The 19,972-nt window shown below is 69.1% G+C and carries 10 protein-coding genes; 2 read left to right on the forward strand and 8 right to left on the reverse strand.

All coding sequences use genetic code 11. The features are described 5' to 3' along the window. The 8 genes from M2282_RS17460 to M2282_RS17495 all read right to left on the reverse strand — a co-directional run. A partial coding sequence (locus tag M2282_RS17460) for an amino acid adenylation domain-containing protein (protein WP_280810050.1) occupies positions 1 to 2,618 on the reverse strand: 2,618 nt, incomplete at its 3' end. Continuing rightward, a complete protein-coding gene (locus tag M2282_RS17465) occupies positions 2,618 to 5,983 on the reverse strand; it encodes an amino acid adenylation domain-containing protein (protein ID WP_280810051.1) in 3,366 nt (1,121 codons plus the stop codon). The genes M2282_RS17465 and M2282_RS17460, both read right to left, overlap by 1 nt. A gap of 2 nt (positions 5,984 to 5,985) precedes the next feature. After that, entirely contained in the window at positions 5,986 to 10,551 is a 4,566-nt protein-coding gene (locus tag M2282_RS17470) for an SDR family NAD(P)-dependent oxidoreductase (RefSeq protein ID WP_280810052.1), read from the reverse strand. After that, positions 10,551 to 15,854 (reverse strand): non-ribosomal peptide synthetase, encoded by a 5,304-nt coding sequence (locus M2282_RS17475; protein WP_280810053.1) that lies wholly within the window; start codon positions 15,852 to 15,854, stop codon positions 10,551 to 10,553. The genes M2282_RS17470 and M2282_RS17475 overlap by 1 nt, the downstream gene beginning before the upstream one ends. Then, complete coding sequence (locus tag M2282_RS17480) at positions 15,851 to 16,636, reverse strand: thioesterase II family protein (RefSeq protein ID WP_280810054.1); 786 nt, start codon at positions 16,634 to 16,636, stop codon at positions 15,851 to 15,853. Before M2282_RS17480 ends, M2282_RS17475 begins: the two co-directional genes overlap by 4 nt. Before the next feature lie 5 nt (positions 16,637 to 16,641). Next, the gene (locus M2282_RS17485; RefSeq protein WP_280810055.1) at positions 16,642 to 16,890 is read right to left on the reverse strand and encodes an MbtH family protein; all 249 of its coding nucleotides are present in this window, start codon (positions 16,888 to 16,890) and stop codon (positions 16,642 to 16,644) included. Positions 16,891 to 17,100: 210 nt separating this feature from the next. Next, a complete protein-coding gene (locus M2282_RS17490; protein ID WP_280810056.1) occupies positions 17,101 to 17,349 on the reverse strand; it encodes a FecR/PupR family sigma factor regulator in 249 nt (82 codons plus the stop codon). Between the two features lie 110 nt (positions 17,350 to 17,459). Further along, complete coding sequence (locus tag M2282_RS17495) at positions 17,460 to 17,999, reverse strand: sigma-70 family RNA polymerase sigma factor (RefSeq protein WP_280810057.1); 540 nt, start codon at positions 17,997 to 17,999, stop codon at positions 17,460 to 17,462. A 314-nt stretch (positions 18,000 to 18,313) separates the two neighbouring features. On the opposite strand from M2282_RS17495, the gene M2282_RS17500 reads away from it, so the two are divergent. Beyond that, positions 18,314 to 19,123, forward strand: coding sequence for a 4'-phosphopantetheinyl transferase family protein (locus tag M2282_RS17500; RefSeq protein WP_280810058.1), 810 nt, complete (start codon positions 18,314 to 18,316; stop codon positions 19,121 to 19,123). Next, positions 19,120 to 19,959 carry a plasmid replication/partition related protein gene (locus M2282_RS17505; protein ID WP_280810059.1) on the forward strand — a complete coding sequence of 280 codons (840 nt, stop codon included), beginning with the start codon at positions 19,120 to 19,122 and terminating at the stop codon, positions 19,957 to 19,959. The genes M2282_RS17500 and M2282_RS17505 overlap by 4 nt, the downstream gene beginning before the upstream one ends. The last annotated feature ends 13 nt before the right edge of the window (positions 19,960 to 19,972 follow it).

Below are 19,972 nucleotides of genomic sequence, written 5' to 3' on the forward strand. Positions count from 1 at the left end.
TCGGCACTCAGGCCCGGCTTGTTCAGATATCCCCGGGCCAGGCTCACGCCGCCCAGATAGAGCTCGCCCGCCACGCCGCGCGGCACCGGGTTCAGCTCGGCGTCCAACACCCAAGCCTGCGTGTCGCTGATCGGACGGCCGATCGGCACCAGGCTCTGGCCGTCATCGCGGCAGGTCCACTGCGTGACGTGGATCGTCGTCTCCGTCGGGCCGTACAGGTTCTGCAGCGTGGCACCGCTCAGGCGACGCAGCGCTTCCTTCTGCGTCTCAGCCGGCATGGCCTCGCCGCCGACGATGATGTGCTTCAGGCGCGTGCTCGCCTCGATGCCCGGGTGCGCGAGGAACGCCTGCAGCATCGAGGGCACGAAGTTCAATGTCGTGATCTGGTGGCGCTGGATCAGTTGCACCAGCCGTTCGGGGTCTCGGTGGTCGCCGGGGTTGGCGATCACGAGGCGGACGCCCGAGGTCATCGGCCAGAACATCTCCCAGCACGAGACGTCGAAGCCGAACGGGGCCTTGTGCAGCCCGGTGTCGTCGCCGCTCAGTCCGTAGGTGCTCTGCATCCAGGCCATGCAGCTGCGCAAGGCCTCGTGGCGCACGGCAGCGCCCTTGGGCTTGCCGGTGGAGCCTGAGGTGTAGATGACGTAGGCGAGGTTCTCGCCATGCAGTGCGACCTGCGGGTCGGTGTCGGGTTCGCTGGAGACGTCGAGGCTGTCGACTTCCAATCGCAAGAGGCCATCCTGCTCGGCGATGAGCCCGCGGGTGGCGCGGTGGCTCAGCAGCAATTCGATCCCGCTGTCCTCCACCATGTAGGCCAGGCGCTGCGCCGGGTACTCGGGGTCCAGCGGCAGGTAGGCGCCGCCCGCCTTCAGGATGCCCAGGATGCCCACTACCATCTCGAGGGAGCGCTCCATCACGATGCCCACGCGCATGTCGGGCCGGACGCCCAGGGCGATCAGTCGATGGGCCAGGCGATTGGCACGTGCGTTCAGCTCGCCGAAGCTCAGCGACGATTCATCGAACAACAAAGCCGTCGCATCGGGCTGTTGCTGCGCATGCCGCGCGATGCTCTGGTGCACCAGCTCCGCGCCAGGCTCCTGCCGTGCGTTCACGCTCCACTGCGTGAGCTGCGACCTCTCCGGCGCCCCCAGCAGGTCGATATCGCCGATCGCACGCATGTCATCCCCCGCCAGCGCATCGAGGATCACCACATAGTGCCCCGCCATCCGTTCGATGGTCTCCGGCTCGAACAGCTCGCGGGCATGGTTGAAGACCAGCTGCACCTGTCCGCGGCCGTCCTCGACCACGTCCAGCGTCAGCTCGAACTGGGCGGCCTGCTCGCCGAATTCCCAGGTCTGCAGCACGAGCCCCGGAAGATTTTCCAGAGCGCTGTGGTCCTGCTGCAGGTGGTTGAACATCACCTGGAACAGCGGCGCCGTGCTCAGGCTGCGCTCCGGCTGCAGCGCCTCCACCAGTTGTTCGAACGGCAGGTCCTGGTGCGCCTGCGCGCCCAGCGCCGCTTCGCGCGTCGCGGCCAGCGCCTCGTGCAGACGGATGCGGTTGTCCAGCACATTGCGCATCACCTGCGTGTTGACGAAGAAGCCGACCACCCGCTCCGACTCGACGCGGTGGCGGTTGGCAATGGGCACGCCGACCCGCACGTCCGGCTGCGCCGTGTAGCGGTTCAGCAGCACCTGGAAACCGGTGAGCAGCATCATGAACAGCGTGGCGCCCCGCGACTGCGCACGCCGGCGCAGCGCCTCGACCAGCGAGGGCGACAGCGCCGTGGCGTGGCGCGCGGCGCGGTACTTTCCGTCGGCGCGCCGCATGCGATCCGCCGGCAACTGCAGCACCGGGTGCTCGGTGCCGAGCTGGGCCTTCCAGTGATCGAGCTGCCGCTCCTTCTCGCCCGCTTCGAGCCAGTGCCGCTGCCAGAGCGCGTAGTCGGCGTACTGGACCGGCAACGCATCGTGCACCGGCGCGCGACCCTGCACGCGCGCGCGGTACTCGGCGACAAACTCGTCCACCACGATGCGCATCGACCATCCGTCGGACACGATGTGATGCATCACGACCGCCAGCAAGTGCGCCTCTGCACCCAGACGGATCAACACGACCCGCAGCAGCGGGCCGACCGTCAGGTCGAACGGGGCATCGCCGATGCGCCGCGCCTCTTGTCTCGCGCGCGCCTCACGCTCGGCCTGCGGCAGATGCGCCAGGTCGATGAGCGGAATGTCGAGCACCGCATGCGCCTGTACGCGCTGCTCCACCTCGCCGTCGGCGCCCACGCTGAACACCGTGCGCAGCGACTCGTGGCGCGCCACCAGCGCATCGAAGGCCGCCTTCAGCGCTTGCGCATCGAGCCGCCCTTCGAGCCGCAATCCGCCCGCGATGTGATAGGCCGAACTCGCCGGCTCCAGTTGCCAGAGAAACCACTGCCGCATCTGCGCGTACGAGGGCGGACAAGCCCCGCGCGCCGCCTCGTCGCGCGCAACGATCGGAAACTGCCCGATCGTGAGGCCCTCGGCGCGGATCTTCTGGTACACCGCGCGGCGCTGGGCCGGGGTCAGGCGCAGGAAGCGCCGGCCGATGTGGTCGTGGGTGGCCGTGGTTTCCATCAGGTGGTCTCGAGGCTGTCAATGAAGGAGTCGATGTCGGACAGGGCGTCGGCATGCGGCTTGCGCGCGCCCGCCTCGGCGATCAGCCGCGCCATGTCCATCAGGACGGGGTTTTGAAAGATGTCCCTGACCGCAAGGTCGACGTGCATGGCGCCCTGCACGCGCGCCATGACCTGCATCGACATCAGCGAGTGGCCGCCGAGTTCGAAGAAGTGGTCGTTGCGGCCGACGCGCGCCACGCCCAGCACTTCGCACCAGATGCGCGCCAGCGCCTCTTCGGCATCGCCCTCGGGCGCGGCATAGGCGCGCTCGCTGCCGAAGCCGGGCTCGGGCAGCGCCTTGCGGTCGACCTTGCCGTTCGCATTCAACGGCAGCGCCTGCAGCGCCACGATGGCGCCGGGCACCATGTACTCGGGCAGCGCACGGCCCAGCCGCGCACGCACCTGTGCCGAATCGATTTCCTTTCCGGGCTGCGCCGACAGGTACGCCACGAGCATCGTCGCACCGGCGTGTTCCCTGGCAATGACGATGGCCTCGCGCACCTGCGGCTGCGCAAGCAGTTGCGCCTCGATCTCGCCGAGCTCGATGCGAAAGCCCCGCACCTTCACCTGGTGGTCGATGCGCCCGAGGTACTCCAGCTGGCCCTGCACGTTCCAGCGCACGAGGTCGCCCGTGCGGTAGAGGCGATCGCCGTTCTCCGTTGCGATGAAGCGCTCGGCCGTGAGGCCCGCGCGGTTCAGATAGCCGCGCGCCAGGCCGGCACCGGACACGTGCAGTTCGCCAGCCACGCCCGGCGGCACGAGGTTCAGGTCCGCATCGAGCACCCGCAGGCCCAGGTCCGGAATGGCGATGCCGACCGGGCTGCGCTGCTGCCCGAGGTCCGCCGCGGTGATGCGGCGCCAGGTCACGTGGACCGTCGTCTCGGTGATGCCGTACATGTTGACCAGCTGCGGATGCCGGTCGCCGTGGTGCTCGATCCACGCGCGCAGCCGCTGCGGCTCCAGCGCTTCGCCACCGAAGATCACCGTGCGCAGCGAAAGGCCCTTGTCCAGCGCCTCCGGCAACGCGATCAACTGGCCGAAGGCCGACGGGGTCTGGTTGAGCACTGTCACCTGCTGCGTTCGCAGCAACCGAAGGAAGTCCGCCGGCGAACGGCTCACCCAGAACGGCACGACGACCAGCTTGCCGCCGGTGCACAGCGCGCCGAACATTTCCCAGACCGAGAAGTCGAAGGCATAGGAATGGAACAGCGTCCACACGTCCGCCGGCCCGAAGCGGAACCACGGTTCGGTGGAAGCGAGCAGCCGGGTCACGTTGCGGTGGCACAGCTGCGCGCCCTTGGGCCTGCCGGTGGAGCCCGAGGTGTAGATCACGTAGGCGAGGTTGTCGCCGTCCAGCGGCACGACGGGGTCGGTGGCCGGGCAATCGGCCAGGTCCACGGTGTCGATGGCGAGCGCGTCGATGCCCGCGGGCAGGGCCATGCGCCCGCACAAGTGGTCGTGCGTGAGCACCAGCGCGAGTCCGCTGTCTTCCACCATGCAGGCGATGCGGTCGGCCGGGTATTCCGGGTCCAGCGGCACATAGGCGCCGCCGGCCTTCATGACCGCCAGCAGCGCGACCACGAGATCGGTGCCACGCTCCATTGCGACGCCGACCCGGGTTTCGGGCTGCACGCCTTGCGCGATCAGCCGGTGCGCGAGCCGGTTGGCCCGCTGGTTGAGTTCGCGGTAGCTCAGCGCATCCTGCTCGAAGACCACGGCAACGGCTTCGGGCTGCGCCGCCGCCTGCTGCTCGATCAGGCCATGCACGGTCTGCGCTGTGGCGGTCTCGCGCGTGCGGCCGCCCGATCCAGCGCGTTGAGCGAGCTCTGCGAGTTCCGCTTCATCCAGCAACGCCAGGTCGCCCAGCGCGCGCGTCGGTTCGGCCACGAAGGCTTCCAGCACACGGCGGTAGTGGCCCGCCAGCCGCTCGATGGTGGCCGGCTCGAACAGCTCGGCCGCGTAGCGGAACGCGGCGCGGATGCCGCCGTCCTCGCACTCGGCGGTCTCCAGGATCAGCTCGAACGGCGCCGCGCGCTCCCCGAGGTCGATGCGCCGTACCTGCAGGCCGGGCCATCCGCGCAGCGGCCGGTTGCCTTCGCCGAGATGGTTGAACATGACCTGGAACAGCGGCGAACCCGCATGCGCGCGGTCCGGACGCAATGCCTGCACCAGACGCTCGAAAGGCAGCTCCTGGTGCGCCTGCGCATCGAGCGAGGTGTTGCGCACCTGCGCCAGCAACTCGGCCAGGCTCATGCGCGGATGGAGCCGGGCGTCCATCACCACGGTGTTGATGAAGGCGCCCACCACGCCAGCGGTCTCGGGCCGGTTGCGGCCGGCGACGGGAACGCCGATGCGGATCTCGTCCTGCCCCGTGTAGCGGAAGAGCAAGGCATGGAAGGCCGCAAGCAGCACCGCGAAAAGGGTGTTGCCCTGTGTGCGTGCGTGCTGCTTCAGTTCGCGCGCCAGGTGAGCCGGCACGTCGAGCATGTACTGCGCAGCGCTGTACTTCGCGTCGGCGGAGCGCGGCCTGTCGGTGGTGAGTTCAAGCACCGGCTGACTGCCGCCAAGGCGACGTTGCCAATGGGCCAGCTGCCGTGCGCCCTCGGCGCTTTCCAGCCACTTGCGCTGCCACCGGGCGAAGTCCGCGTAGCGGATCTCGGGCTCGGGGTCCGTGCCGGCCGGCACCTCGCCCACGCGCTGCGCGTAGAAACGCGCCAGTTCATCGAGGATGAGTTCGACGGACCATGCATCGGAACCGATGTGATGCATCGTCAGCAGCAGCTGGTGGTCGCCTTCGGCCATCTTCAGCAGCGTGCCGCGCAGCAGCGGCCCGGCCGTCAGGTCGAAGGGCGTGCGGCAGACCGCATGCACCGTCTCGCGATAGCGCGACGCACGGGACGCGGCATCGAGCCCGCTGAGATCGACGAACGGAATCGCGATGCGGCTCTCGGGCACGACACGCTGCTCGGGCAGTCCGCCGGGGCCCGAGCGGAACACGGTGCGCAGCGTGTCGTGGCGCATCGCAAGCGCCTGCACCGCCTGCTGCAGCGCCGCGATGTCCAGCGGCCCCGCAAAGCCCAGCCCGCCGCCGACGTGGTAAGCCGTGTTGCCCGCATCGAGCTGCCACAGGAACCACTGCCCCTGCTGGGCGAAGGAGACGGGCACGAAGGCGCCGTCGTCCACGCTGCGTGCGATGGCATCGCGCGAGGGTTGGGCGGGGGCCGCGTCGCTGTCGCTGTCGCGTCGCAGCCTGCGCTGCAGCAGCGCCAGTTGGGCCGGCGACAGCTTCGCCCGGCGTTCGGAAAGATCGTTGCGCTCGCTCATGATCAAAGACCCGTGGTGGTTGCGCCTGCTGGGGCTGCGTCGGCTTCGGGATCGCCTTCGATCTCCTCGATCAACCGCAACTCGACCAGCGCGGCCAGCTCGGCGATGGTGGGTGCCTTGAAGAAGGCGGCGGGATGCAGCTCGACGCCATAGGCCTTGCGCACCCGCGACAGCAGCCGGATTGCCAGCAGCGAATCGCCGCCGAGCTCGAACAGGTTGTCGTTGGCACCTACGGGCGCAATGCCCAGCGCTTCGGTCCAGAGTTCGGCGAGCCCTTCTTGCAGGTCGCCTTCGGGCGCGACGAACGCGGTCTGCAGCACCGGGCGCGGATGCCCCGCGCGGGCCTCGGGCGCGGGCTCGTCGTCCAGCGACTCGAACAGGCCGTCCAGCGGGCGCAGGCGTGGCGCGAAGGGCGAGATGGACACCACCGTCTGTGGCAGGTCGGGCCCGTTCGCGATGCGTTCGAAAGCCGACACGCCGGTGCGCTCATCCAGGCCGACGCCTTCGGGCATGTCCATGTCGACCGCTACGCCCACGTCGCGCCAGGCATCCCAGTTCACCGAGAAAACCGGCAGCGCCGAGCTGCGCCGATGCGCATTGGCCAGCGCGTCGAGGTAGGCGTTCGCGGCTGCGTAGTCGCTGCGGCCAAGGCCGCCGATCAGGCTCGCGACCGAGGAGCAGAAGAGCACGAAGTCGAGCGGTTCGGCGCGCAGCGCATCGAGCAGCGCGAGCGTGCCCGCGATCTTGGGCGCGAACGCGGCCTCCACCGATGCCCGGGTGCGCTGGGCGATCATGCCGCGGCCGGGCTGGACGACGGCGTGCACCACGCCGTTGACCGGGCCGAAGTGCGCGTGCACTGCCGCCAATGCGCTGCGCAGTTGTGCCGGATCGGTGACGTCGGCCGCCACGGCCAGCATCTGCGCGCCATTCGCTTCGAGTTCGATCAGTTGCTGCAGCCTGCGGCGCAGCGGCGCGGGCTGGTCGGCCGATGCGGCGATGCGCGGCCACTCGGCGCGTTCGGGCAAGGGTGTGCGGCCCAGCAGCACCAGCTTGGCCTGCCACGTCTTGCTGAGATGGCGCGCGAGCGCCAGGCCAACGCCGCCCAGCCCGCCGGTGATGAGGTACACGCCGCCCTGGCGCAGGCGCTGCGCGCCCGGAATCTGCGCCGGCAACGCGTCGTACGACTTCGTCCAGCGGTGCGGGCCGCGGTAGGCGACGACGAAGTCCTCCCGCGTGGCCGCAGCCTCTTCGACGACGCGGCGTGCGAGCTCGGCTTCGGCGGCGCTTTCGGGCGCGGGCAGCACCACGTCGACAACGCGGCAGGCGATGCCGGGCGACTCCTGTCCGAGCACCTTGGCGATGCCAAGCACGGTCGCCTTTTCCGGCGCCAGCGTCTCGGTGCCGGCCACATCCTCGATGCGGTCGGTGACGACGGTGAGCGCCAGCGGCGGGCGAACCGCACCGCCCACGTTGTCGAGCGCCTGCGCCAGCGCGAGCAGGCTGAAGTAGCCGGCCTCGAATGCCGTGGCATGCGAAGGCGCCGGGGCCTCGCCGTCGAGGCTCCACAGGTGGAAGAGGCGAGTGACCGGTCCGGCCTCGGACTCGATCTCGCGCAGCAGCGCCTCGTGGTCGGCGCGCTCGGCCGGCCGCATGGCGTATTGCCCTTCGGCGGTGCGCGCGAACTTCTTGCCGCGCAGCGCCAGAATCACGCGTCCGCCCTGTTCGCGCAGCGTGCGCGCGAGGCGGTCGGTGAAGCTGTTCGCATCGCCGAGCACCAGCGTGCAGCCCGACGGCCCAGCCGTCGTCTGTACCGGCGGCAGCGGGGTGCGCTTCCAGGCCGGCGCATAGAAAAGACCGGGCGCGGCGGTCCCCGCCGGTTGCGCGACATCGCCGGGCTCGACCCAGAAGCGGCGGCGCTGGAAAGCGTAGGTGGGCAAGGGCACCCGGCGCGGCGCGGGGCCCGTGCGACACGCGGCCCAATCGATATCGACGCCCACGGTCCAGAGGCCCGCGACGGCATTCGCCAGTTGCTGCGCATTCCGCGCCAACTGCTGCGGATGGGCCTGGCTGGCCCAGATGCCCGCGGCCGACTTGCCGCCGGGGTGCTGGCGTGCCAATCCGGCCAGCGTTTCGCCGGGCCCCACTTCGAGCACCGCGCGGCCGGGCACGGCGAAGATTTCGCGCAGGCCGTCCGCAAAGCGTACTGTTCCGCGCAGGTGCCGGCCCCAGTAGGCGGGGCTGGTCGCTTCTTCGGCGGTGATCAACTTGCCCGTCACGTTGGAGATGAAGGGAATCCGCGGCGCCTGCTTCGGCACTGCGGCGATCAGGCGCTCCAGCTCGGCCATCATGGGTTCGACCAAGCGGGAGTGCGAGGCGATGGACACATGCAGGCGGCGCGGCTGGTGCTGGCGCGCAAGCAGTTCTTCCTCGGCGCGCGCGATCGCATCGGCCGGGCCGGCGAGCACGCAGAGCTGCTCGCCGTTGATCACGGCCAGGTCGCATCCCGTGGCAAGGAACGGCGCGAGTTCCGCTTCGGACAGCGGCACGGCCGTCATTGCGCCGGGGGCCAGCGTCTGCATCAGGCGGCCGCGCGCGGCGACGATGCGCAGCGCATCTTCGAGCGTGAACACGCCGGCCAGGCAGGCCGCGACGTATTCGCCCAGGCTGTGGCCCAGCATTACCGCGGGCCGCACGCCGCAGCTCATCCACCAGCGCGCCATCGCGTACTCGGCCGCGAACAGCGCGGGCTGCGCGAACTCGATGCGGAACAGCCGCTCATTGGCGGCCTGCTCATCGCCGGCTGCGGGGAACAGCAGCGCGAGCAGGTCGATGCCGCTGTCGGCCTCGAGCACCGCGGCGCAGCGGTCGAGCGCCTCGCGGTAGACGGCGCTGTCGCGGTAGAGGTCTTCGCCCATGCGTGCATGCTGGGTGCCGCCACCGGGGAAGAGGAAGGCCACCTCGGGCGGGGAGGCGGCAGCACGGGTTGCCGCCACGGCGGGCGACGAGAGCATTTCCGCGGCCAGCCCGGATCGATTGGCCACCACGGCGCTGCGCCAGGCAAAAGCGCGTCGTCCGCTCTGCAGGGTGTGCGCCACGTCTTCGAGCGCGACCCCGTCGTTCGCGCGCAGATGCGTCGCCAGTTGTTCGCGGCCCTGGGCAAGTGCAGCCTCTTCCTTTGCCGACAGCGGCAACACCTGCCACTGCGCGGTCTTATGTGCGGTGGCCTGCGCCACGGGTGCTTCTTCGAGCACCACATGCACGTTGGTTCCGCCGATGCCGAAGGAGCTCACGCCCGCGCGGCGCGGCGTACGGCCTTCGGGCCAGGGCTGGCATTGCGCGTTGACATAGAACGGGCTGCCCGCGAAATCGATCTGCGGGTTGGGCTTCGTGAAATGCAGGCTGGGCGGCAGCACGCCGTGCTTGAGCGCCATCGTGGCCTTGATGAGCCCCGCCACGCCGGCCGCGGCATCGAGGTGGCCGATGTTGGTCTTGACCGAACCGACCGCGCAAAAGCCGCGCCGCTCGGTGTCGGCGCGGAAGGCCTGCGTGAGCGCAGCGATCTCGATCGGGTCGCCCAGCGTGGTGCCGGTGCCGTGCGCCTCGATGTAGCCGATGGTGTCGGCCGAGACGCCCGCGATCAGTTGCGCCGCACGAATGACCTCGGCCTGCCCGTCGATGCTGGGTGCGGTGAAGCCGACCTTGGCCGAGCCGTCGTTGTTGGCCGCGGTGCCCTTGATGACCGCGTGGATGGTGTCGCCGTCGCGCAGCGCCTCGTCCAGGCGCTTGAGCACGACCACGCCGGCGCCGCTGCCGATCACCGTGCCGGCGGCATCGGCGTCGAAGGCGCGGCAATGGCCGTCGGGCGAGAGGATCGCGCCGGCCTGGTAGCGGTAGCCGCCCTCCTGCAGCAGGTTGAGCCACACGCCGCCGGCCAGGGCCATGTCGCAGTCGTGGCTCAAGAGCGCCTGGCAGGCGGTGTGCACGGCGGTGAGCGAGGTGGAACAGGCGGTCTGCACGCTCACGGCGGGGCCGCGCAGGTTGAGCTTGTAGGCGACGCGCGTGCACAGCGAGCCGCCGGAGTTGCCGCTCATGAGGCCCAGCAGGTCGGCGATGCCCGTGTGCGCGCCGAGGCCGAAGGACGGCAGCAGGTTCCGGATCAGGTAGACGTTGGCGCCCTCGCCTGCATACACGCCGACCTTGCCCGGCCAGCGCTCGGGATCGCAGCCGGCGTGCTCGAGCGCCGCCGAGGCGCATTCGAGAAAGACGCGCTGCTGCGGGTCGAGGTTCTCGGCTTCGCGGGGCGTGTAGCCGAAGAAGCCGGCATCGAACTGGTCGAAGCCTTCGAACATCACGCCGGCCTTCACATAGTCGGGGTCGTCCAGCAGGCTCTGCGGCACGCCGCGCTCGCGCAACTGCTCATCGGTGAAGCGCGACACCGACTCCACGCCGCCTTGGATGTTGCGCCAGAAGGCGTCCACGTCGTCGGCGCCGGGGAAGCGTCCGGACAGGCCGACGATGGCGATCTCGAGGCCGGTGGGTTCGGCGGATTCGTTGAAGGGGGTGGTCATCAATTGACTCTCTCTGCCACTTTGCGGCGTTGAAGCATGGCGGCGCGCTGGCGCAGCGCGCGGTCGTCGGCGACGGCGGAAGACGCGGGTGCGGCCTTGGCCCCGCCCTGTTCGATCCACTGGGCCAGCGAATCGACAGTGGGGTACTTGAAGAGATTGACCAGCGGCAGCGCGACCTGCAGCCGGTCTTCCAGCAGCCGGTGCGCGCGGATCAGCAGCAGCGAGTGCCCGCCGAGGTCGAAGAAGTTGTCGTGCAGTCCGACCTGCTCGGCCTGCAGGACTTCGGACCAGATGGCCGCCAGCGTGCGGGCCACGTGGCCTTGCGGCGCCTCGTAGGTGCTGGCGCGGCCCAGGCCTTCGGGCGCGGGCAGCGCCTTGCGCTCGACCTTGCCGTTGGCGTTCAGCGGCAACGCATCCAGCACCACGATGGCGCGCGGCACCATGTAGTCGGGCAGCGCCTGGCCGAGGCGCTCGCGCAATGTGGCGGTGTCGACGGACTGCCCCGCATGGGCCGCGACATAGGCCACGAGCGACGCACCCGCCGGACCCTGCTTTGCCACGACGACGGCTTCGCGCAGGGCCGGCTGCGCCAGGAGTTGCGCTTCGATTTCACCGAGTTCGATGCGGAAGCCGCGGATCTTGACCTGGTGATCGATGCGCCCCAGGTACTCGATATGTCCTTCGGCGTTCCAGCGCACGAGGTCACCCGTGCGGTACAGGCGCCCACCGCCGCCGAAGGGATCGGCCACGAAGCGCTCGGCGCTCAGGCCCGGCCTGTTCAGGTATCCCCGGGCCAGGCTCACCCCGCCCAGATAGAGCTCGCCCGCCACGCCGCGCGGCACCGGGTTCAGTTCCGCATCGAGTACCCAGGCCTGCGTGTCGCTGATCGGCCGGCCGATCGGCACCAGGCTCTGGCCGTCGTCCCGGCAGGTCCACTGCGTGACGTGGATCGTCGTCTCGGTCGGGCCGTACAGGTTCTGCAGCGTGGCACCGCTCAGGCGCCTGAGCGCTTCTCTCTGCGTCTCTGCCGGCATGGCTTCGCCGCCGACGATGATGTGCTTCAGGCGCGTGCTCGCCTCGATGCCCGGGTGCGCCAGAAAGGCCTGCAGCATCGAGGGCACGAAGTTCAGCGTCGTGATCTGGTGGCGCTGGATCAGCTGCACCAGCCGCTCGGGGTCGCGATGATCTCCGGGGTTGGCGATCACGAGGCGGACGCCCGAGGTCAACGGCCAGAACATCTCCCAGCACGAGACGTCGAAGCCAAAGGGGGCCTTGTGCAGCACGGTGTCGTCGCCGCTCAGCCCATAGGTGCCCTGCATCCAGGCCATGCAGCTGCGCAGCGCCTCGTGGCGCACCGCGGCGCCCTTGGGCTTGCCGGTGGAGCCGGAGGTGTAGATGACGTAGGCCAGGTGCTCGCGGTGCAGCGCGACCTGCGGGTCGGTGTCGGGTTCGGCGGAGACGTCGAGGCTGTCGACTTCCAATCGCACGAGGCCATCCTGCTCGGTGATGAGCCCGCGGGTGGCCCGGTGGCTCAGCAGCAGCTCGATCCCGCTGTCCTGCACCATGTAGGCCAGACGCTGCACCGGGTACTCCGGGTCCAGCGGCAGGTAGGCGCCACCGGCCTTCAGGATGCCAAGGATGCCCACCATCATCTCGAGGGAGCGCTCCATCACGATCCCCACGCGCATGTCGGGCTGCACGCCCAGGGCGATCAGTCGATGGGCCAGGCGGTTCGCACGCGCGTTCAGCTCGCCGAAGCTCAGCGATGTCTCGCCGAACAGCAGGGCCGTCGCATCGGGCTGTTGCTGCGCATGGCGAGCAATGCTCTGGTGCACCATTTCTTCACCCGGCTCGCGCTGCGCGTTCACGCTCCACTGCGTGAGCTGCGACTTCTCCGGTGCATCGAGCAATTCGACATCCCCGACGGCGCGCTGCGCATCGCCGGACAGCGCATCGAGCACCGTCACATAGTGCTGCGCCATCCGTTCGATGGTCTCGGGATCGAACAGGTCGGCCGCGTAGATCACGTCGAGCATCAAGCGGCCATCGGGCCGCTCGCGGGCCTCCAGCACCCAGTCGAACTGCGTCTGCAGGTCGGGCAGCGCATGGTCGTTCACTTCGATGCCGCCCAGCCGCTGCAGCGACCGGTGGTCCTCGAACAGGTGGTTGAACATCACCTGGAACAGCGGGCTGTGGCTCATGCTGCGCTCGGGCTGCAGGCGCTGGACCAGTTGCTCGAACGGCAGGTCCTGGTGTGCCTGCGCGCCCAGCACCGCCTCGCGGGCCTGCGCCAGCACGCGTGCGAGGCGGGTGCGGCCATCGATCGGATTGCGCAGCACCAGCGTGTTGACGAACAGGCCGATGACGTTCTCGAACTCCACGCGGTTGCGGTTCGCGATCGCAGCACCGACGCGGATCTCCTGCTGCCCGGTGTAGCGATGCAGCAGCACCTGCAGGCCCGCGAGCAGCACCATGAACAGCGTGGCGCCGTCGGCCTGCGCGAGCCTGCGCAGCCGCCCGAGCAGCGGCGCGGGCAGCTCGAAGGCATGCCGTGCCGCGCGGTAGCTGGCCTGCGGCTTGCGTGGATGGTCGGTGCGCAGCTCGAGCACCGGATGCTCGTCGCCGAGTTGTGCGCGCCACCAGTCCAACTGCCGCTCCGCTTCGCCGGCCGCCAGCCACTCGCGTTGCCAGACAGCGTAGTCGGCGTACTGCACGCGCGGCGCGGGAAGCGCAGTCGCCCTTCCCTGCAGGCGCGCCGCATAGCTGGTGGCGAGTTCGTCGATCAGCACCTGCATCGAGGTGCCGTCGGAGACGATGTGGTGCATCGTCACAGCGAGCACCTGCACGTCGTCAGGGATGCGGATCAGCGCAACGCGCAGCAGGCCACCCTGCGTGAGATCGAAAGGCGCGGCCTTCAGGCGACGGGTTTCACCGGCGAGGCGATCCTCGCGTTCGGCTGCGGGCACGCCGCGCAGGTCGATCAGTTCGAGGGGCACCGTACCGGATGGCTCGATCCATTGCGCGGCAACGCCGTCGCTGCCGGCGCGGAACACGGTGCGCAACGATTCGTGGCGCGCCACCAGGTCGTCGAGCGCCGCGCGCAGTGCGTCGGCCTGCAGCGCTCCGGTGAGGCGGAGCGCGCCGCTCATGTGGTACGCGGCGCTGGCCGGATCGAGCTGCCAAAGGAACCATTGGCGCTCCTGCGCATGGGACAGCGGCAACGCATGCAGCCGGCGCTCCGGCGGCAGCACGGCAATCGCCGCTGGGCGGGCGCGAAGATCCTGCGCGACCTGCTGCCGCACGGCCGCCGCGCATTCGCGCAGCCGAGGTTGCTCGAACATCAGGCGCACGGGGAAATCGATGTCCCAGTGCGCCGAGATGCGCGCCGCCACCTGGGTGGCGGTGAGCGAGCTTCCGCCGCGGGTGAAGAAATGGGCGTCGCGCGCAAAGGGCTTCGCATCGGCCGGCCGCAGCACCTCGCGCCAGATCGCGTCGAGCGCATGCTCGGTCTCGTCCAGCACGGCCGCTTCGGCTGGCGCCTCGACGGGGCCGCCTTTGACGAACGCACCGCGTTCGAAGATGGCGTAGGCATCGGCACTGCGATCGAGCCAGCCTGCGCGGCAGGCGCTGCGCTGCAGCTTGCCACTGGTGGTCTTGGGCATGCCGCCTGGGTTGAGCAGCAGCACGGCCGACAGCGGCTCGCCGAACACCTCGCTGACAGCAGCGCTCAGCGCCTCGACCAGCACCTGCGGCGGCACCAGCTTCTGCATGCTGCGCGACACCTCGGCCGCGGCGCCTATGCCTTCACCGTCGGGTCCGCTGGCCGCAAACACCGCCACGCGGCCCTTGCGCACCGCATCCACCTCGGCCTCGATGACGCGCTCGATGTCCTGCGGATAGATGTTGTGGCCGCGCACGATGATCAGGTCCTTGATGCGTCCGGTCACGTAGAGCTCGCCGTCGCAGAAGAAGCCCAGGTCACCGGTGCGCAGCCAGCGCCGGCCCGCGTGTTTGACGAAGGTCTCGGCGGATTCGCGCGGCTTGCCCCAGTAGCCGGCGCCGACGCTCGCCCCGCTCACCCAGATTTCGCCGATGCGGCCGGGTTCGGCCACCGCCGACAGCGTGGCGGGGTCGACGATCTCGACGGCATGCCCGACCGCCACCGCGCCACAGCCCACCAGCAGCGTGCCGTCTTCGCTCGGCGTGCCCACGCCGCTGGCCAGGCCGTCGGCACCGAAGCCGCGCGCCACCATGCCGGCGCCGCGCCGGCCGCCGGTCACGAACAGGGTCGCCTCGGCCAGGCCGTAGCAGGCATAGACCGCACCGGGGTCGAAACCCACGGGGGCGAAGCGTTCGATGAAGTCGAACTCGGTGTCGGCGCGCACGGGTTCGGCGCCGGTGTAGGCCACGCGCCAGCTCGACAGATCGAGCTTTGCGAGTTGCGCATCCTTCACCCGCTCCAAGCAGAGGCGGAACGAGAAGTCGGGGCCGCCGCTGAGCGTGGCGCGGTGCCGCGAGATCAGCTCGAGCCAGCGCACCGGCCGCTCGAGGAAATAGCGCGGCGACGTCAGCACCAGCGGGATGCCGCTGTAGAGCGGCTGCATCAGGCCGCCGATCAGGCCCATGTCGTGATAGAGCGGCGCCCAGGAGACGAACTTGTCGTCCGGACCGATGCCCATGCCGACCTGGATGGCGTGCTCGTTGGCCATCAGGTTGCCGTGCGTCACGATGACGCCCTTGGGCGCCGAGGTCGAGCCCGAGGTGTACTGCAGGAACGCGACGTCTCCGTCATTCGGCTCGAAGGGCTGCCAGGCATCGGCGAGCGCAACATCGACCGCATCGACGGCGACGATCTGTACATTGCCGAACTGGTTGCCGGCCGCCGACATCGCGGTGCTCAACGCAGAAGAAGTGAGCACGCAGCGCGCCTCTGAATCGGCCGCCACGCCGGTGAGCCGGGCCAGATGCTGCGGCCGTGTCGATTCGGGCGGAAACACCGGCACTGCAATCACGCCGCAGTAGAAGCAGGCCAGCATGCTCACCGCATAGTGGTCGCCGTTGTCGAGCATGACGAGCGCGCGGTCGCCCTTGGCGAACTGCTGCTGCAACCGCGCCGCCAGCGCGCGGACGCGCCGCTCGAACGCGGCATAGGTGATCGGCAATTCGCTGTACACGCCATCGATCTCGTCGACCACGGTGAGCCAGACATCGTCGGGCCGGCGTTCGGCCAATGCGCGCAGGTGCGCCACGAAATTGCGCGGCGGCTGGCCGGCGGATTCCGCCGCGAGCGTTTCAATCTTCATATCGATCCTCTGCCGGACATCGCCGCAGCTTCAAGATGTGTTCGTGGAAGGCCGGCGACGGCCGGGGTTTCGGCGGCGGCAAGCTGTTCGAGGCGCTGGCCGAGCGCCGCGAGGAATGCGGCCTCGTGCTGCCGGATGAAGAAGTGGCCGCCCTCGAACCAGTCGAGGGTGAAGGCGCCGCCGGCCTCGGCGACCCAGGCCGACATCGCCTCCGGTGCGATGTCGTCTTCGCGCCCGGCAAAGGCGTGAACGGGGAGCGGCAACGGTTGGCCCGCGTCTCGGTGCACATGGCTGCGGCAGACGCGGTAGTCGGCGCACAGCACGTCGAGCGTGATGCGCAGCAGCTCCGCATTGGCGAAGACCTCCTCCGGCGTGCCGCCCTGCTTGCGCAGTTCGGCGATCAACGAAGCATCGTCTTCCTTGCCGTCGAAGCGCTCAGGGTCGCGCCGCGAGGGCGCCGCGCACCCCGACACCAGCAGCGCACGGGGCATGCGCCGCTGCAGCGCCTGCAGCCTGCGCGAAACGCCATGAGCCAGCAACGCGCCCATGCTGTGCCCGAAGATCGCGAAGTCGCCCCGCATCGCCTCGGCCTGCTCGGCACACAGGCGCGCGACAAGGGCGTCGAAGTCTTCGAAGAAAGCCTCGCCCATGCGGATACCGCGCCCCGGCAACTCGACCGGCACGACTCGGACCCACGGCGGCAGGAAACGGCGCCAGCGCAGGTAGGCGGCGGCACTCGCGCCCGCGCACGGCAGGCACAGCAGCGAGAGGGGCGCGCGCATGACCATCAACCGGCCGCGCTCCCCGCGGCCTTTTCACCTGCCTGCTGCATCCAGTCGCGCAGCGATCGGGGGCGCATGTCGGTCCAGTGGCTCTCGACGTAGGCAAGAACTGTCGTCTTGTCGCCCCGCACGCCCTCGATGGCGGCCCATCCGCCGGGAACGGCCTTCCAGTGAGGCCAGATGGAGTACTGGTCTTCGTGATTGACCAGAACGATGAAGGTCTCGTCTTCGCGGTCAAAGCAGCTCGTCGACATCGGCGCATCCTTGTGTGATTGAACAGAAAGAAGCGCGCGATGGCCGGTCCTGGGATCAGGTCGGATCGCGGCGCCCCTGCCAAGAGGACGCTTCAGAGATCGATCTGTTCATTTTTCACGGCGGGAGGACGCGGCTGCGCGATCGGCGCCGCAGGGGGGCGCCGGATCGGAACGCGCAGCACACAGGCGCGTTCGCTGTGGGGTGTGGGTCTACTTGCCGGCGCGAGGCTCGGTGTCGTCGTCCGGCAGATCGCCGTCGAAGTCGTTGACCGGCGGGACGAACCCCGCGAGGAGCCAGAGTCGGGCGGCCTTGTCGTAGGCCCGGCGGTGCGCAGGCTCGGCGAGCAGCCAGGCCGTCATTTCAGCGCGTGCGGCGTCGTCGAAGCTTTCGCTGTCGTGCTCGCGCTGCACCCAGTCCCATGCGGTGTTCCAGATGGGATCGCCCGTTTCCTGTGTCATTCGTGAAGCTGTCCGCGTTGTCCGTCGAGGCCGGAAGTTGAACGAACCCGGCCGGTCCAGCGCGCATTCTCGCGGGAAATAGGCGCAATCCCGCCGCGCGGACGCTGCAGCTAGCGCGCGTCGCCCTCGAGCAGCAGGTGGCCGCACGACTTGATCGCGTTGGCGGCTTCGGCGATCAGTCCGTTCACGAGGCCCAACGCACAACCGAGGCGCGCCGCGATCTCCCGCTGCGTGAGGCCTTCGAGTCGGTAGAGTTCGAACACCAGGCGCGTGCGCGGAGAGAGTCCGGCGAGGACCTTGTCGATGGCGGTGATCACCTGGCGCTCGCACATCATTCGGTCGGGGGTCGAGGCGGTCGTCGGCATGTCGAGCAGTTCCACGTCCACGTCGAAGGTGCGGTAGCTCGCTTCGACGCGGTGGCGGCGGCAGTAGTCCAGCGCCATGTTGCGCACCACCTGGCAGCAATAGCCGATGGGACGCTCGGCCTGGCGGACGCAGGGGCCGTCGGCGATCTTCAGGTAGGCATCCTGCAAGACGTCGTCGGCCAGGTCCGCCGTGTTGACGATCTTCCGGGCGACGCGCCAGAGCTGCGCCCGATGGGCGATGAAAACCTCTGCGAGCGAAGGCTCGAATGAATGCGGCAACGGCATGTTCAGCACCTCTTCCACCAGTTCCGATGTGCGAGCCGAGACGGGCCGCGGGTTTGATTTACTACTTTCGATGCACAAATCGAAATAAGAATCATTGCTATTTATAGGCGGATTTTGAGGCATTTCCATGACCCTGCCGGATCGACACTCAAACAAACGACATGAGGGGCCCCGAGGAAATCCGCCGCAGCGGACCAGATGGCCAGGCGATCCGCAAGAGAAGGCGGAACCCGGCACAGGGGGTCGCGATAATAGCCCACTTCGCTTCGTGCAAACACTCTGAAAACAATTGCGACGAAGCGTTGCCGCCCACCATGCATCGCGCCGCCCCTCTTCTTCTCCCTCTGCCCGCGGGCGACATCCATCTGTGGTTTTGCCCGCGCGGCGAGTCCGGCGACCCCGCCCTCGAAGCGACCTACCGCGCGCTGCTGACGCCGCAAGAGCTGCAGCAAAAAGACAGGTTCCACTTCGCACGCGACCGGCATCGCTACCTGCTGACCCGGCTGCTTGTGCGCTCGGTCCTGTCGCGCTATGCGCCGATCGCGCCGCAAGACTGGCGCTTCGCCAGCGGGCCCTTCGGCCGCCCCCGCATCGATGGCCCGGCGCTCGAAGAGATCCGTGGCCTGGACTTCAACCTGAGCCACACCGCCGGCCTCATCGTGCTGGCGATTGCCCGCGGCATCGAACTGGGCGTCGATGTCGAGAACATCCGCCGCTCCGCCGTGCTCGAGGCCGTCGATCATTTCTTCGCCCCTTCCGAGGCCAAGTCGCTGGCAGCGTTGCCCGCCGCTTCGCAGCCACATCGCTTCTTCGAGCTCTGGACGCTGAAGGAAAGCTACATCAAGGCGCGCGGCATGGGCTTGCAGATACCGCTCGACAGCTTCGCCTTTGCGCTCGACAGCCCGGAGGGCATCGGATTCGCGCTCGCCGATCCGCACGGCAATGCCGCATGGCACTTCCAGCAGTTGGAGCCCACGCCCGACCACATGGTGGCGCTGTGCAGCTCCGTCGATGCGCACATCGTGTGCCGCGAGACAGCGCCACTGCAATGGGAGCGCCAGATGGAAGTCCGCACGACGCGCGCATCTAGAATCTCGCCCCTTTCCCCGATCCCTCCCTCATGAACATCGTCGTCAACGAAGAACTCAAAGCCTATATCGATCCCATGTCTCCGGAGGAATACGCGGCGCTGGAACGCAGCATCCTCACCGAGGGCTGCCGCGACGCGCTGGTGCTGTGGGGCGACGTGCTGGTGGACGGCCACAACCGTTACGGCATCTGCCAGAAGCACGGGCTGCCGTTCCAGACGGTGCAGAACACGCGCTTCAAGACGATGGAGGACGTGCACCTCTGGATGATCGACCAGCACCTCGGCCGGCGCAGCATCTCGGACTACCAGCGCGGCGTGCTGGCGCTCCGAAAGAAAGTCATCGTCGACGAGCAGCGCTCACGCGCGTCGTCGGAAACACCGTCGTCGGAAGAGCCGCCTTTCGATGTCGACACGACCGCCGGCGAATCCCCGGCCGACATCGCCCTGCCCCCGCCTGCCCCGCTGAACAGCCGCGAATCCATCGCCAAGGCCGCGCGCCTGAGCAGCAGCCAGGTCGTGATGATCGAGAAGATCCAGAAGCAGGCCGCGCCCGAACTGGTGGCCGCCGTGAAGTCGGGTGTGATTTCGATCAACACCGCGGCCGCCGTGGCCAGCCTCCCTGCGGAAGAACAGGTCACCGCAGCGAACGCCGGCAAGGACGAGCTCAAGCAGGCTGCCAAGCGCGTGCGCGAGGCCAAGCGCAAGCCGCGCGAAGAATCTCCGGAATCCGCATCGGACGACCAGGCGACCAGGCCCGATGCGGTCGAAGCACTGGAGCAGCGCGTGGCGGAACTCACGCGCGAAAACGCCGCCCTGCGCCTGCAGGTCGCCGACCTGCAGGCACAACTGGCGGCGCAACTGGCCGACTGACGGCGGGGCGCGG

The organism is Variovorax boronicumulans (assembly GCF_029892485.1).
Taxonomy (GTDB): domain Bacteria; phylum Pseudomonadota; class Gammaproteobacteria; order Burkholderiales; family Burkholderiaceae_C; genus Variovorax; species Variovorax boronicumulans_B.